Source organism: Paraburkholderia aromaticivorans, from assembly GCF_002278075.1.
Lineage (GTDB): Bacteria > Pseudomonadota > Gammaproteobacteria > Burkholderiales > Burkholderiaceae > Paraburkholderia > Paraburkholderia aromaticivorans.
The window spans coordinates 875,555-889,676 of sequence record NZ_CP022990.1 but is presented as its reverse complement, the minus strand read 5'-3'; the positions used below and the strand labels follow the sequence as shown (position 1 = coordinate 889,676).

General features: G+C 64.3%; 17 protein-coding genes. 6 read left to right on the top strand and 11 right to left on the bottom strand.

Features of this window, described 5'->3' with window-relative positions; all coding sequences use genetic code 11:
* Positions 1 to 117: 117 nt before the first annotated feature.
* Positions 118 to 861, top strand: a complete 744-nt coding sequence (locus tag CJU94_RS23685; protein ID WP_244221061.1) for a GntR family transcriptional regulator — start codon at positions 118 to 120, stop codon at positions 859 to 861.
* 274 nt (positions 862 to 1,135) lie between these two features.
* On the opposite strand, the gene infA is transcribed toward CJU94_RS23685, so the two are convergent.
* The 3 genes from infA to CJU94_RS23670 form a co-directional block, all read right to left on the bottom strand.
* Positions 1,136 to 1,408: a translation initiation factor IF-1 gene (gene infA / locus CJU94_RS23680; protein WP_012427521.1), complete on the bottom strand. Its 273-nt coding sequence runs from the start codon at positions 1,406 to 1,408 to the stop codon at positions 1,136 to 1,138.
* A 131-nt stretch (positions 1,409 to 1,539) separates the two neighbouring features.
* Positions 1,540 to 1,821 carry a hypothetical protein gene (locus tag CJU94_RS23675; RefSeq protein WP_095421108.1) on the bottom strand — a complete coding sequence of 94 codons (282 nt, stop codon included), beginning with the start codon at positions 1,819 to 1,821 and terminating at the stop codon, positions 1,540 to 1,542.
* 587 nt (positions 1,822 to 2,408) lie between these two features.
* Positions 2,409 to 2,627 (bottom strand): hypothetical protein, encoded by a 219-nt coding sequence (locus CJU94_RS23670; protein ID WP_091807738.1) that lies wholly within the window; start codon positions 2,625 to 2,627, stop codon positions 2,409 to 2,411.
* 224 nt (positions 2,628 to 2,851) lie between these two features.
* On the opposite strand from CJU94_RS23670, the gene CJU94_RS23665 reads away from it, so the two are divergent.
* Genes CJU94_RS23665 through CJU94_RS23650 form a run of 4 tightly spaced genes read left to right on the top strand, consistent with a single transcriptional unit; the run spans position 2,852 to position 5,187 of the window.
* Complete coding sequence (locus CJU94_RS23665) at positions 2,852 to 3,496, top strand: helix-turn-helix transcriptional regulator (RefSeq protein WP_095421107.1); 645 nt, start codon at positions 2,852 to 2,854, stop codon at positions 3,494 to 3,496.
* Between the two features lie 60 nt (positions 3,497 to 3,556).
* Positions 3,557 to 3,775 (top strand): DUF1653 domain-containing protein, encoded by a 219-nt coding sequence (locus tag CJU94_RS23660; protein WP_095421106.1) that lies wholly within the window; start codon positions 3,557 to 3,559, stop codon positions 3,773 to 3,775.
* Entirely contained in the window at positions 3,776 to 3,970 is a 195-nt protein-coding gene (locus CJU94_RS23655; RefSeq protein WP_095421105.1) for a YqaE/Pmp3 family membrane protein, read from the top strand.
* Positions 3,970 to 5,187 (top strand): acyltransferase family protein, encoded by a 1,218-nt coding sequence (locus CJU94_RS23650; protein ID WP_095421104.1) that lies wholly within the window; start codon positions 3,970 to 3,972, stop codon positions 5,185 to 5,187. The genes CJU94_RS23655 and CJU94_RS23650 overlap by 1 nt, the downstream gene beginning before the upstream one ends.
* A gap of 68 nt (positions 5,188 to 5,255) precedes the next feature.
* Here CJU94_RS23650 and CJU94_RS23645 read toward each other — a convergent pair whose 3' ends face one another.
* Together CJU94_RS23645 and CJU94_RS23640 are read right to left on the bottom strand one after the other, a co-directional pair.
* Positions 5,256 to 5,555 carry a 2Fe-2S iron-sulfur cluster-binding protein gene (locus CJU94_RS23645; RefSeq protein WP_095421103.1) on the bottom strand — a complete coding sequence of 100 codons (300 nt, stop codon included), beginning with the start codon at positions 5,553 to 5,555 and terminating at the stop codon, positions 5,256 to 5,258.
* Positions 5,556 to 5,601: 46 nt separating this feature from the next.
* A complete protein-coding gene (locus tag CJU94_RS23640; protein WP_095421102.1) occupies positions 5,602 to 7,590 on the bottom strand; it encodes a sigma-54-dependent Fis family transcriptional regulator in 1,989 nt (662 codons plus the stop codon).
* A 422-nt stretch (positions 7,591 to 8,012) separates the two neighbouring features.
* Between CJU94_RS23640 and CJU94_RS23635 the strand changes: the two genes are divergently transcribed.
* Positions 8,013 to 8,303 (top strand): DUF1488 family protein, encoded by a 291-nt coding sequence (locus CJU94_RS23635; RefSeq protein ID WP_095421101.1) that lies wholly within the window; start codon positions 8,013 to 8,015, stop codon positions 8,301 to 8,303.
* Positions 8,304 to 8,525: 222 nt separating this feature from the next.
* Here CJU94_RS23635 and CJU94_RS23630 read toward each other — a convergent pair whose 3' ends face one another.
* From CJU94_RS23630 to CJU94_RS23605, 6 genes are all read right to left on the bottom strand, one after another.
* Complete coding sequence (locus CJU94_RS23630; protein ID WP_095421100.1) at positions 8,526 to 9,056, bottom strand: cytochrome b; 531 nt, start codon at positions 9,054 to 9,056, stop codon at positions 8,526 to 8,528.
* A gap of 152 nt (positions 9,057 to 9,208) precedes the next feature.
* The gene (locus CJU94_RS23625) at positions 9,209 to 10,510 is read right to left on the bottom strand and encodes an NCS2 family permease (protein ID WP_095421099.1); all 1,302 of its coding nucleotides are present in this window, start codon (positions 10,508 to 10,510) and stop codon (positions 9,209 to 9,211) included.
* 139 nt (positions 10,511 to 10,649) lie between these two features.
* Positions 10,650 to 11,147, bottom strand: coding sequence for a YaiI/YqxD family protein (locus CJU94_RS23620; RefSeq protein WP_095421098.1), 498 nt, complete (start codon positions 11,145 to 11,147; stop codon positions 10,650 to 10,652).
* A 200-nt stretch (positions 11,148 to 11,347) separates the two neighbouring features.
* Entirely contained in the window at positions 11,348 to 11,608 is a 261-nt protein-coding gene (locus tag CJU94_RS23615; RefSeq protein WP_095421097.1) for a DUF4148 domain-containing protein, read from the bottom strand.
* 128 nt (positions 11,609 to 11,736) lie between these two features.
* Complete coding sequence (locus CJU94_RS23610; RefSeq protein ID WP_095421096.1) at positions 11,737 to 12,510, bottom strand: slipin family protein; 774 nt, start codon at positions 12,508 to 12,510, stop codon at positions 11,737 to 11,739.
* On the bottom strand, positions 12,507 to 14,087 hold the full coding sequence (locus CJU94_RS23605; RefSeq protein WP_095421095.1) for an NfeD family protein: 1,581 nt from the start codon (positions 14,085 to 14,087) through the stop codon (positions 12,507 to 12,509). Before CJU94_RS23605 ends, CJU94_RS23610 begins: the two co-directional genes overlap by 4 nt.
* Positions 14,088 to 14,122 lie beyond the last annotated feature (35 nt).

Genomic DNA, 14,122 nt, shown 5'->3' with positions numbered 1-14,122 from the left:
TCGACGCGCCGACGATGCCGCGCCGTGCTGGACAGTCGGCGAGAAAGTCTGCGGCGAGACGGGAAACATGCGGCTAGAATGCCTGCCGATACCGCTCCATTCCCGATTACTGAATCCATGTCCTCACGTCCCCGGCGTTCGTCGTCTCCCGCCACCGAACCGCCCATTCAACCCACACGCGAAGACGACTCGGCCAGCGTCGAAGAACGTATTTATGCGTCGATCACCACGGCGTTATTGCAAGGGCGCCTGCGGCCGGGCGCGCAACTGGTCGAGCGGGATCTCGCCGCCGCCTTCGGCTGCACGCGCGGGGCGCTGCGCAAGGTGCTGGCGCGACTGGGATTCGAAGGCAAGCTCGTGCTGGCGGTGAATCGCGGTGCGTTCGTGCCGTCGCCGTCGGAAGAGGATATTCGCCAGGTGTATCGCGCGCGGCAGATCGTCGAGGCGGGCATCGTCGCCGCTTTGTGCGGGGCCTTGAGCCCGCAGCACAAGCGGCGTCTGCGCGCGCACGTTCGCAGCGAGGAGAAGGCGTTGCGCGCGGGGGCGGTCGACGATTCCGTGCGTCTTGCCGGCCAGTTTCACGTGCTGCTGACCGAATTGGCGGGCGGCACGGAGTTGCTGGGACTGGTCGGGCAACTGGTCGCCAAAACGGAACTGTACAAAGCGTTGTTCGACCCGTCGAAGGGCTCCAGCTGCTCCGCGGACGAACACACGCAAATCATCGACGCGCTCGACGCGGGCGAGCTCGCCGCGGCACTGACGGCCATGCGCGAGCATCTGGCGGAACTGGAGGAGCGGGTGGTCGAGCAGGTGCGCAGGAGCGCCGCCGGAGAAGATCTCGGGACGGTGTTCGGTCTGTGAGCACGACCAGGGAAGGAAGCGAGGACGGAAGCGAGGAAGGAAGAAAGCGAGGAATGCGGTAAAACCGCTGCCGGCAGCAGAAGGAAAGCGCCGGGTGCGGCACACAAGCCGTCAAAACCAGGCTGCAACGAAGCGACGCCGCAGCGCGCCGCTCAGGCTCGAGTCGATGAATCAGCGAGTCAAGCCGGAGAAGCGCGCGAATGGCTTCGCGTACAACTCAATCGCAATGGGTCACGCCGGGACCGTGCGGAGCGCGGTCAGCGTGCCGCCGGCCTTAACGGCGACGGAATTGCGTGTTGCGAGCACCGCCGCCACCGGTGGCGCGCTCGTCTTTATGACGGAAATTGATCCGGCCTTTGGTCAGATCGTAGACGGACAACTCAAGCGTCACGCGGTCGCCCGCGAGAATACGGATGTGGTTCTTGCGCATGCGTCCGGACGCGTAAGCGCCAACCACGACGCCGTTGTCGAGCGTCACGCGGTAACGACTATCCGGAAGTACTTCGTCGACGATACCGTCAAGTTCAAGCAGTTCTTCTTTCGCCATGCATAACTCCTGGTCGATGGGATAAGGGGTGTTGGTCGCCCACGCCGGGCAGCACAACATCAGATTGGGGCGATAGCGGGTTTTTCGAGCCCGCTGTCCTGCGGCATCAGCCTATGCGCTGATAGTACCGCTCAAAGATCGGCGACGGACTGGCCGTCTACACGGCCGTCGATCAATTGCTCGGCGTGGGCCATGCACGCAATGCGCGCCTTGCCCGTGCCGTCGAACGGAAACAGGTACTGCAGACGGAACACACGGCCGTCGGCGGCCGGATTGGCGCCCACGCGGCAGATGCGCACCGATGCGTCGTAACCGGCGTCCGGGTTGCGGCTCGTCTGACCGTCCGTCGGGCGGCGCGGATAGACGAGCGGGTGAATTTCGTAACCCTTGTACGTCTTGACAGCTGAATTCATGAAGCTTGTGTCCTGTATTACGTGGCCGGCGTGTCACGCGTGTTACGCGAGGCAAGACAGGCCGGGCAGCGCAGCACCTTGAGGCGCGCCGCCATGGAAAAAGGTTGGCACAGGCCCGGTGACAAGGGCTTGAGCGCGGCCGCGCAAAATCGCGGATTCGATGGAGAAGAAACACGCTGATGTCGCGCGGACATCGGGCGCGTGAATGAACCCTCAGCTGCACAACTCGCGACGGCGAATGCATGCGGCGCATTGCCGGAATGACGGGACCGCCAACAGGCGGCGGTCGAACAGTCGGGGGTGGTGCGGAGATGCCGGTTTGAGCCTGCCCGGTATTGCCTGTGGTTCTACCTGCGGTCTTGCCTGGCAACGCCGGAACTACGAATGCGGATAGAGCTATTCCAATATGATGCACTAAATGGGGCTAATTGGATAGCAAAAACTTCCGCACAGGGGCAAACCGCCCAGCCGGCGGGGCCTGCAAGGCGACACGGCGGTCGCGCGCGGCATGCCTCGCCATGAGTGGCACGCCGGGTGTGGGGCTGCGCCGTCGCGGCGCGCACGCTCGCGGGCGACAGTCTCGTGTTTCAGCGGGACGTTTCCGCGACGCGCTTCTGCAGCTCGCGTGTTGCCGCCAGCGGAATGCGGGCGTCGTCCCAGCCGGCCAGCCATTCGACTTCCTTCGACGTGAAAATCTGTCCGTGATTGCGCAGCGTGTATTGCAGCGAATCGATGATGTGATTGCGAATGATCTCCGGCGTGCCTTCGTCATCGAGCACGGCGCGAAACGCTTCGAGCGTGGCCATCTGTGGCTCCGTGAAATAGATGTTCCTTTTATCGCACGAAAAAAAATCGCTCGCCAAGCGGACAAAATTCGCCGCGTGACAAAGGGGCGACTGCCCGGGTGGCGTCGAAGGGCCGGCTGCCGCGCCCGTTTTTTTGAGGGCGTGATCGGCGCCGTGTTCGCCGCGGCCGGGCCGGGTGGCTACAATGGCGAGTTGCCGCATCCTCCGAACACTGCGATTTCCCCATGCGCAACCCAAACGTGTCTCCTGTGAAAGACCTGCTGCTCGAGCGCTACGCTCCGATCGCCGACGGCATCGCGGCGCTGTTCTATCCGTGCGCCGAAGTGGTGATTCACGACCTGCGCGATCAAACCATCGCGTACCTCGTGAACAACCTGTCGAAGCTCGAAGTGGGCGGCCCGTCGGTGCTGGACGAAGTCCATTACGCGGCGCGCGGCCAGACGATCGGACCGTACGAAAAGCTCAACTGGGACGGCCGGCGCATGCGTTGCGTGAGCAACATCCTGTTCGACGACGACGGCAAGCCGGCCGGCATGCTGTGTATCAACTTCAATATCGCGGTGTTCGAAGATGTGCGTTCCACACTCGATCTGTTCATCAAGGGCGGCAATCTGACGGACGCGCCCGCGGAGGAACTGTTCCGCGACGACTGGCAGGACCGCATCAACACGTACCTGCACACGTGGCTGCGCGAACGGCAGATCGGCATCAATGCGCTCACGCGCGAACATAAGCGGGAGATCGTCGAGGCGCTGCACGCACAGGGCGCGTTTCGCGGCCGCAGCTCCGCGAACTACGTGGCCGCGGTGCTGACCATGGGACGCGCCACCGTCTACAAGATTCTGAAGCAGATGAAAGAGGGCGGCTGACGATTCGACCGCAAGCCGCGCACAGGCGCTGCGTTTTTTCAACTCAAGAGGAAGATGCGAATGGTGCGTTACCGGCACTACAAAGGCGGGATTTACGAACTGGTTTGCGAGGCCACGCTCGAGTCCGATCCGACAGTCACGATGATCGTGTACAAAGCCGGCAATGGTACGATCTGGACGCGTCCGGCTTCGGTATTTTTCGAATTGATCGAAGTGAACGGCGCCAGGGTGCCGCGCTTCGCACCGATCAACCCGGCACCACCAACACCAGGAATCTGAATGCGTCTACTGCTTGCGATCTTTTTGCCGTGGTTTCAGTTCTTCACGATCGGCCGTCCGTTCGCGGGGATCATTTGCCTGATCCTGCAGATCACGCTGATCGGCTGGATTCCGGCTGCGATCTGGTCGGTGTATGCGCTGAGCCAGTACAACACCGACAAGAAAATCGCCCGGGCGATGGGTAGCTGGCGTTAATGGGTGTTGAAGGGCGGATCGGTGTCGTCACAAACACTGAGCCGCAACGTGAAGACCTTATGGATACCCTATCTAGCAAGAGAGCCGGTAAGAACGTCGACATCCAGTGTCTTCGTGCGGTCGCGATTATCTTTGTGATGTTGCAGCATTATCGAAATCGCCTGCCGACGCCGCCGCTGTATCACACATTGTTCGACTTCGTGGCGCCGTGGACGGGCGTGGATCTCTTCTTTGCGATTTCCGGCTTCCTCGTTTGCAAGACCTTGATCGAGCATCTGGGACGCGAGGCGAGGGGATCCGCTTTTGCCAACTTTTGGCGCAGACGCTGTGCCAGATTGCTGCCGGCCCTGATCTTCTGGGCGGCCGCCTCGATTGCAGTCGGCGCATTCGTGGGCGCCTCGGCGGCTCAGGGCGCATGGGACGCGACCAAAGGCGCGATCGTCGGCGTGTTTGGCGTTGCAAACCTCTACTGGACATATTGCGCACAGCACGGAGCGTCCCACTGCGTTCAAGCGGATTACAACAGTCACTTCTGGTCTCTTGCGCTCGAATGGCAGTTGTACATATTGCTCGCTTTGCTCGTCGCCTTTTTCCGGCTGAGAACCGCGATGGCCATATTTGCTGTGATTGCCTTGATCGCATCGTTGTTTTCCGCGCCGAGTTTCAGCTACGCATGGGCTTTACGTCCTCAGGCATTCTTTCTCGGTGCGCTCATCTTCGTGGTCGTACAGGCGCACCCTGGATGGGTGGTTGGGCCTTCGGTTCAAAGCGCGTGGTTCAAGCGTTCAGTCCTGTTTCTGGGGCTGCTCGTGACGTTTTGCGCGCCCAATCATCTGAGCGAGCCGTTTGTGATTCCGGCCGTGAGCATCGGCGCAGGGATCGCTCTGTTCTCGACCTTGAGCGTGGGCCTGACCTACCCCGCGCGTGTCTCGCGCGTGCTCGAATGGATTGGCGAGCGGTCCTACTCGCTTTACCTGTGCCATTTCTCCGTCATTTTTTGCCTGAGGAAGGTGGTAGCCGGCATACCCGGGTTCGAAAACCTGTCGCCCGTCTGGACGTTCCCGCCCTCTGCATTCGCGGTGGTGTGCCTCTCTTTCGTGGCCGCGGACTTCAGCTATCGAAAGATCGAACTGCCAATGATCAAGCGTTTTTCGTCGAACAAGAAGCTGGAACCGGTGGACGGGCGGCCGCGTCTGTCTGACAACGCCACGGGTTGATGCCACCCGCCGTGGCGATTCCCGCGGAGCGGCCGCGCCGTCAACGCCCGCTCCATGAGGCGGATGGATTACGTCCGGGTAGCGTCCGGGACGTCGATCACGAGGTCAGACGCCGCAATGGCGACGCACGGCAGAATGAAACCTTCCGCCTTTTCTTCCCGGCTCAGGCCGGGCCATTCGATCGTGTAAGACACCGTTCCGCTGACCAGACGGCAGATACAGGTACGGCACGTCCCATTCCTGCACGAGCGCGGCAAACGCAGATTCGCAAAGCCTGCGGCTTCGAGAATGGTGAGCGAATCGGGCGCTTCGAAGGTTTGACCAAGTGGTTCGACGCGAACCAGAGGCGGACGGCTGGAGTCGGACATCGTGTGAGTCGGTGACGGATTGCGCCACACTTTACACGTTGCCGCTTCAATGCGTCGTGCCGCCGCGCCGCAAATACCGGTACACCGTATTGCGCGCCAATCCCAACTCGCGCGCCGCCGCCGACACGTTGCCGTCGAGCCGCTCCAGCGTTTGCGCAATCAACGTGGCCTGCCACGCTTCCATCTTGCCCGATGCCGGCGGGCCTTGCGTTCGCGCCTCGGCACGGCCGTCGCCGGCCGCCCCTGGATCCGCAGGCGTCAGCGGGGATTGCACGCTTTGCGCCGCGTCAGCGTCGGCGCAATCCTGCAAGAAGTCCTCGGGCAAATCGTCGAGTTCGATCTGTTGCGCGCCTTCGGCCATGATGCTCGCGGTGCGCAACACATTGGCCAGTTGCCGCAGATTGCCCGGCCAGCGGCATTGCGTAAATCGCTCGAGCACCTCGGCCGACACGCGGCGCGGCAGGCGCTCGCCATCGGGCTGCAAGGCCAGCATGCGCGTGACGAGCGCGCGAAGATCGGTGCGCTCGCGCAGCGCGGGCAAGGTGACGACGAGTCCGTTGATGCGGTAATACAGGTCTTCGCGGAAGGTGCCGGCCTCGATCATCGCGCGCAGATTCCGATGGGTCGCGCAGACAATGCGCAGATCCACCGGAATCGCCCGGGTTCCGCCGAGCGGCACCACAGTGCGCTCCTGCAGCACGCGCATCAGACGCACTTGCTGGGCGAGCGGCATGTCGCCGATTTCGTCGAGAAACAGCGTGCCGCCGTCGGCCTGCACGATCTTGCCGACGCTGCCGCGTTTTTTCGCGCCGGTAAACGCGCCGTCTTCATAGCCGAACAACTCCGCTTCGATCAGCGTATCCGGCAACGAGGCGCAATTCAGCGCGACAAAAGGCGCGGCCCGCCGCGGCGAATCGTGATGGATGGCTCGCGCGAGCCATTCCTTGCCGGTGCCGGTCTTGCCGAGCACGAGAATCGGAATATCGCGGCCGCGCAGTTTGGCCACGCGCCGCAGGATCGCGGCGACCTGCTCATCGCCCGTGTCGAGCGTTTCGAGCGTGGCGAGCGGTACCGGGTCGGCCGTGTGCGGCGCCTCGCGCGCGTTACCGGTCAGCGGCGCGCGCGAGGTGTCGAGGCCGCGCGCCGGCGCGGCATATCGGGCCGACGTGTATTCACCGCGCGCCACCACGCGCACGCCGCTTGGCAGCGTCAGCAGAACGGTCTCGCCAGGCGCGCGCGTGGTCTGCTGCAGCAACCTGGCGAACGCGATACCGAACAGCGCCTCGAAGGGTTGTCTTTGCAGTTCGGCGAGCGGCTGCCCGAATTGAAACAGCGCGCTGCGGTTGGCTGACAGAAACGTGCCGTCCGGCGCGAACGCCGCGAGCCCTTCGAACAGCGTGCCGATGAATTCCGCGCGCGCGTGAAAGTGAACGCGGATCGCGTCGACGAATTGATTGGAGAACAGATGATTTTCGATCATCTGCGCCGACATCCTGACGAGCGCGAGCGTGTGCTTATGAAAGCCGCGCGTGTCGCCGCTCACGTCGAGCGCGCCGATGGTGCGCCCGAACGGATCGGCAATCGGCGCGCACGAGCAGGTGAGAATGCGGTTGGCGTGCAGGAAGTGCTCTCCCGCGTGCACGACGGTCGGCTGTCCGTCGACGAGCGCCGTGCCGATCGCGTTGGTGCCGCGATCCGCCTCGGCCCACGACACGCCCGGACACAACGCGACGCGATTGGCCTTTTCGACGAAGTCGCTGTCGCCCAGACTGTGAAGGATCACGCCGTGATTGTCGGTGAGCAGCACCATGCTTTGCGTATCGACGATCTGCGCGTGCAGCGTTTCCATGACGGGAAGCGCATGTGTGTAGAGCGATTGATTGCGATCGACGAGCTCACGCAGCGCGGGCCGCCGCAGCGGATGAAAGTCCGGCGTCTCGGACGCGCGCAGCCCGAGTTCGAGCGAGCGGGCGTGAGCCTGCGCGATCACATCAGGCCGACCGACGGCGGGCGGCGTGGCAGAACGTTGAGTCAAGGCATGTCTCCGGTAAACGGACACGGCGGGTACGTTGCCCTCCGCGCGATGCCGCAGCGCAACATGCGCGCGGACTGCCGAACACCGATCTTACAGGACGAAGCGCGCAGCGCGCGGCAGGGAAAAAACGGAGGCGGCATTCACGGTATGCGTCGAAAAAATGCGCGGGGCACCAAAACCAGGCAAACCCAGGCAAACCATCAGGCCAATCAAAAGGAAAACTTGCGCCGCGCCCGAACTCGTCTAAAGTGAATCAAATCACCTCCGCGGGCTGCGAACTCGAGCGTCGCTGCCGCCAGGTGACGAGCCCGCGTCGTCAGTATTGGACAAGGAGGTTGGCGCTGCAGACGCGACCAGATGCAACCAGCATGCGCATTACCAGGCCAGACCATGCGCAGCACCTATCTTCCAGGTGAACTCCCATGCAGATCCATTTCCCGAATGAAACCCCTGAATATTCAGGTCGCGAACTTACCTTGGCGTTCCCGGCGATGGTCGATGGGCAGAGGGTGGAGTGCATGATCACGGCGGAGGCACTGGAAGACCACTTCGGCGCCGCCTCGCCGCGCCTGGAAGACATGGTCGGCGCATTCGATACGCATCGCGCCCGGATCGAAGCCGCCACGCGGCGTTTGCTATCGGAAACGAGGGCGCAATGTCTCGTGCTCAGGAGCGGTTATGTGCGCTTTTACGAGGCCAACTGGCGTAATTGATTGAGGGCGTTTCCGGCGGCCGCAAGTGCCAACGCCGGACGCAGCAGGAACGCCGCGCGAGAATCAGAAAGAGGTAACCAGTGCGCGGCATCAATCGATCATTCAAAACCGCCCGCGGCCATGCGTGTCGCCGGCGTCAAGATGGCACAAGCCACGATACAAGCCCCGACACAAGCCACGCACAATACGCGCGCACGCTGTCGCCCGTGTGTGCGAACGCGCTCAAATCATCCGCCGCAGCGTGCGACCCTTGAACACCACGTGATGCCCGAGCGCCGCCAGTGCGTGCACGCCTATCACCCAATAGAACGCATTGCCGAGCCATTCATGCGCGCTCTTGAGCCATGGTCGCGCAACAGGATCGGCGCCGACCAGCGTGTAATGGAGATTGACCCACGCGAGCGTGACCGGATGTCCGCCGGTGTTGATCATCAGGATGCCGAGCAGCGGCTGCGCGAAGATGAAGAGGTAGAGGGCGAGATGCGCGGCGCGCGCCAGGCATGCGAGCAGGCGGTTGCCTTCGACTTCGGCGGGCGCGCCGGCCCACAGTCGCCACAGCAGACGCAAGCAGGCCAGCGCCAGCACGAGTGTGCCGCACCACCAGTGCACGCTGCTCCAGAGCGCGCGGCTGTCGCTGCCCTTGGGCCCGCGAATCTCGATTGCCAGATAGGCTAGCGCGATCAGCAGAAACATGACCCAGTGAAAGAAAATGGCGGGCGGCGTGTAGCGCTCCGGGGCGCGGCTGTAAGACATGAAAGGGGGCTCCCGAGACCTGGTCGATCGTTTTTATTAATCATCAGATGATAAACGGTGCCCGGCCCGAATGGGCACTCTCAAACACCATCCGTGATTCGATCCAGTGACCCGGTGCGCCCGGTCAGCACCCGCCGCGGTGCTCGCGGTGCCTATTCGCTGCCGAGATAGAAATAGCGGAACAGGAAAATCGCCGCGATGATCCACACTACCAGTTTCACCTTGCGTGCCTGACCGGTGAGCAGTTTCAGCCCCGCATACGAGATGAAGCCGAACGCGACGCCATTGGCGATCGAATAGGTGAACGGCATCAGAAGCGCGGTGAGCGCCGCCGGCACGACTTCGGTGGCGTCGTCCCACGGCAGGTCGAGCATTTCGCGCAGCATCAGGCACGACACGTACAGCAGCGCCGGCGCGGTCGCGTAGCCGGGCACCACGCCCGCCAGCGGCGCGAAGAAGAGCGCCGCGAGGAACAGCACGGCCACGGTGATGGCGGTCACGCCCGTGCGTCCGCCCGCCTGCACGCCCGACGCGCTTTCGATGTACGCGGTGGTCGACGAGGTGCCCAGCATCGAGCCCGCCAGGATCGCCGTGCTGTCGGCGAGCAGCGCGCGGTTCAGCCGGTGCATCTTGCCTTCCACCAGCAGTCCGGCGCGATTGGCCACGCCCATCAGCGTGCCGGTCGCGTCGAACAGTTCGACGAGGAAGAACACGAGGATCACGTTCAGCACGCCGCCCGACAGCGCGCCGCGAATGTCGAGCTGGAACAGCGTGGGCGCGATCGACGGCGGCGCGGAGACGATGCCGTGAAACTGATTGCCGCCAAAGAAGAAGCTCAGCACCGTCACCCCGACAATGCCGATCAGGATCGCGCCGCGCACCCGCAGATGGTCGAGCGTGACGATCGCGAAGAAGCCGATCACCGCGAGAATCACGTGCGGGTTGTGCAGATCGCCGAGCGTGACGAGCGTGGCCGGATTGCCGACCACCACGCCGGCCGACTTCAGTGAAATGATCGCGAGAAAGAGGCCGATGCCGCCGGTGATGGCAATGCGTATCGAATGCGGAATGCCGTTGACGATCACTTCACGCACGCGGAACAGCGTGACGATCAGGAACAGGCAGCCGGAGATGAACACCGCGCCGAGCGCTGCCTGCCACGTGAAGCCCATGCCCTTCACGACGGTGTACGCGAAATACGCGTTCAGGCCCATGCCCGGCGCAAGCGCAATCGGATAGTTTGCATACAGACCCATGATCAGCGAGGCCAGCGCGGCCACGATGCAGGTCGCGACGAACACGGCGTCCTTCGGCATGCCGGCGTCGCCGAGAATCGCCGGGTTCACGAAGATGATGTAGGCCATCGTGAGGAAGGTGGTCAGCCCGGCGAGCACTTCGGTGCGCAGGTTGGTGCCGGCGGCTTCGAAGCCGAAGTAGCGTTTTATGGAGTCCATGAGGCGAGTCTCTCGTCGTTCAGAAAGCGTTTTTTGTGGTTGGAGCGGTACGTGCGCCGCGTCGCCGGCGTTACGGGCGGATTGTAGTCAGGATTGGCGGCGGCGTGCGGCCTTGTGTCGGCGAGCCGCCGTGCAAAGCTCATGCGGCGGGCGGTGCGCCGGGACTTTGTGGCGCCGGCGCATCAGGCTGCGGCCGTTGCCGCGCCAGCCAGCGGTCCAGCTCGCCCGCGAAGCTCTTGCTGTCGCGCGCGCTGAAGGCGGCCGGGCCGCCGGTGTCGACGCCGCTGCTGCGCAACTGATCGAGCATGGAGCGCATGCGCAGCCGCTCTTCGATCGTGCCGGGCGTGTACCAGTTGCCGCGCGGATCGAGCGCCTGCGCATTTTTTGCCAGCACGGCGGCGGCGAGCGGGATGTCGGCGGTGATCACGAGATCGCCGGCGGCCACGCGCTCGGCGATCAGATCGTCGGCGGCGTCGAAGCCGGCCGGCACCTGGATCGCGCGGATCAGCGGCGAGGGCGGCACGCGCAGAAACGAATTGGCGACCAGTGTCAGCGTGATGCCGGTGCGGCGCGCGGCACGGTACAGCATGTCCTTGATCACGACCGGACAGGCGTCGGCGTCAACCCAGATTGGCATGGTTCGGATTCCGGCAGCGGGGTTGTCGAAGGGGCGAGATGATACCCCGGCCAGCGGCCGGGGCGGCGCGGCAAGCGAATTTACGCGGTGGGGGCGCGGGACAGCGGTGAAGCGGTGGAACGGGAAAGGCATGCGGTGCCAACCTCGCCCACGACCGTTGCAGTCGCAGGCGGCGCCGCATGCCGCGCGGCGGCTCGCGCTTACTGGGTCAGCGACGCACCCGACTGCTGCGCCCGCCGCGCCGCGACGATGCGGCCCGCGCGTTGCGCATTCTGCGGATAGTCGATCCAGTCGAGCGGATCGTAGCCGGCGGCACGCCATTCGGTCAGATCAGCCCTCACTTCGGCGCGCGTTTTCGGCGCCGACGGGTCGTAAGGCCGCGCCGAAGTCTGCGCCAACGCGGTGCTCATGCTCACGGCGGCCAACAGCGCGCCGAGTCCAACTCTGGAAACGATTTTCATGACGAGCTCCTATGGAGCGGTTAAAAACGACCCCCGAATTCTAGTTTTTGCATGCATTTCGAGTAAGGCGATTGAAGGCAATGCACCATTTCACCCAGCGAATCAAACTGCACGAACAATCCTGCCAGTCAGGGCGACGACGGCTTGCTGAAACGCTCCAGCACGGTGCTCAACAGGTCGATTGGCAGGGGGAACACAATGGTCGAGTTCTTGTCCGCGGCAATCGTGGTCAGCGTTTGCAGATAGCGCAATTGCATGGCCTGGGGTTGGCGCGACAGCGTCTGCGCCGCTTCCAGCAAGTGCTGCGAGGCCTGCAATTCGCCTTCGGCGTGAATCACCTTGGCGCGCCGCTCGCGCTCGGCTTCGGCCTGGCGAGCAATCGCACGGATCATCGTTTCGTTGATATCCACATGCTTGATTTCCACGATCGATACCTTGATGCCCCATGCATCGGTCTGGGCGTCGAGCACTTTCTGGATATCGGCGTTCAGCTGCTCGCGATCCGCCAGCAGTTCGTCGAGTTCATGTTTGCCGAGCACCGCGCGCAAGGTCGTCTGCGAGAGCTGGCTGGTCGCCTCGAAATAACGAGCCACCTGAATCACCGCTTTCTCCGGATCGACCACGCGGAAATACACCACCGCGTTGACCTTCACCGACACGTTGTCGCGCGTGATCACGTCCTGCGGCGGCACGTCGAACACGACAGTGCGCAGGTCCATGCGCACGGCCTGCTGCACGATCGGAATGATCAGAACGAGGCCGGGCCCCTTGACCTTCCAGAAGCGTCCGAGCATGAACACGACGCCGCGTTCGTACTCGCGGAAAATCCGTATCGACGAAGCAATCAGCGCGGCCACCAGCAGAATCAGAATGCTGCTGAAGCCGAATGTGAAACCGATCATGAGTTTTCTCCTTGTTGTGCTTCCGCGGGCACCACGGTCAACGTCAGGCCGCGCCGCGCGGTAACGCGCACCGCATGGCCCGCCGCGACCGGGGCCGTGCTGGACACCCGCCAGCGCTCTCCATGCACGCGCGCCCAACCGCCCAGCGCGCCGCCCGCGCTCAGGTCCGCGCTCGCGTTTGCGGGGGCGTTCTCCGGCAACAGGCCGCCGTCGAGCACCACGCCGACGCTGCCGATCAGCGCTTCCGAACCCGTCACCACCGGCCGGCGCCGCGCGCGCAGCGCGAGTCTCGACACGCCGAGCACGAACAGCACGCTGAACACGGTCACGGCGGCGATCATCGGCAGCGGGATGCCGTAGCCGGGCACGTCGGTGTCGATCAGCATCAGGGCGCCGATCACGAACGCGACCACGCCGCCGAAGCCGAGCGAGCCGAAGGTCGGCAGAAACGCCTCGCCGATCAGGAACGAGATGCCGAGAAAGATCAGGCCGAGGCCGACGTAGTTGACCGGCATCATCTGCATCGCGAAGAGGCCGAGCAGCAGGCTGATCGCGCCGACCACGCCGGGCAGCACGAAGCCCGGATTGGCGAATTCGAAGAACAGGCCGTACATGCCGAGCATCAGCAGAATCAGCGCGACGTTGGGATCGGTGATCACGGCGAGGAAGTGGCTGCGCCAGTCGGCTTCGAGCGTGACGATCGGCGCGTGGGCCGTGCCGAGCGTGACGTTGCCGACGCTCGTGACGAGTGTGCGGCCGTCCACCTGGCGCAGCAGGTCGGGTACGTCGCGCGCATTGAGGTCGACGACATGCTGCGCGAGCGCGTCCGCCGCCGTCAGGCTCACGGCTTCGCGCACCGCGCGTTCGGCCCAGTCGGCGTTGCGCCCGCGCATCTGCGCGAGGCCGCGGATATAGGCCGCGGCGTCGTGGACCTGCTTGCGCGTTTCGGTCGATTGGGTGTCGAGCGGCAGGGCGCTGGCGGCGCCGTCGGGCGCGGAGGCGGCGGGTTTGGCCGGCCCGCCGCCGGCGCCGCCGCCCACACCGGGCAAGCCCGGCGCTGCGCCGCCCCCCGGCGGCTCGGCGCCGCCGATGCCCATCTGGATCGGCGTCGCCGCGCCGAGATTGGTGCCCGGCGCCATCGCCGCGATGTGGCTCGCATAGACGATATAAGTGCCGGCGCTCGCCGCGCGCGCGCCGCCCGGCGCGATGAAGGTGGCGACCGGTACCGGCGAGGCGAGAATCGCCTTGATGATCTGCCGCATCGACGTATCGAGCCCGCCAGGGGTATCGAGTTGCAGCACGGCCAGTTGCGCGCGGTCGTCGGCGGCGCGCTGCAGACTGCGCACGATGAAGTCGGCGCTCGCCGGACTGATCGCGCCGTTCACCGGGATGACCACCACGCTGTTGGGCGCGACGGCGGCGCGAACCGGCACCTCCGATTCGCACGACGCGAACCCGAATGCCAATAGCGCGCCGAGCACGGTCACGCCGCGCATCAACCGGCCCACGATATCGCCGCGGATAAGCGACATGCGCGAGCCAGACTGCCGGAACGGGAGACGCGGATCCGTGCTCATCGCTGACGGCTGCCGCACCCTGTCGACACGTTTCG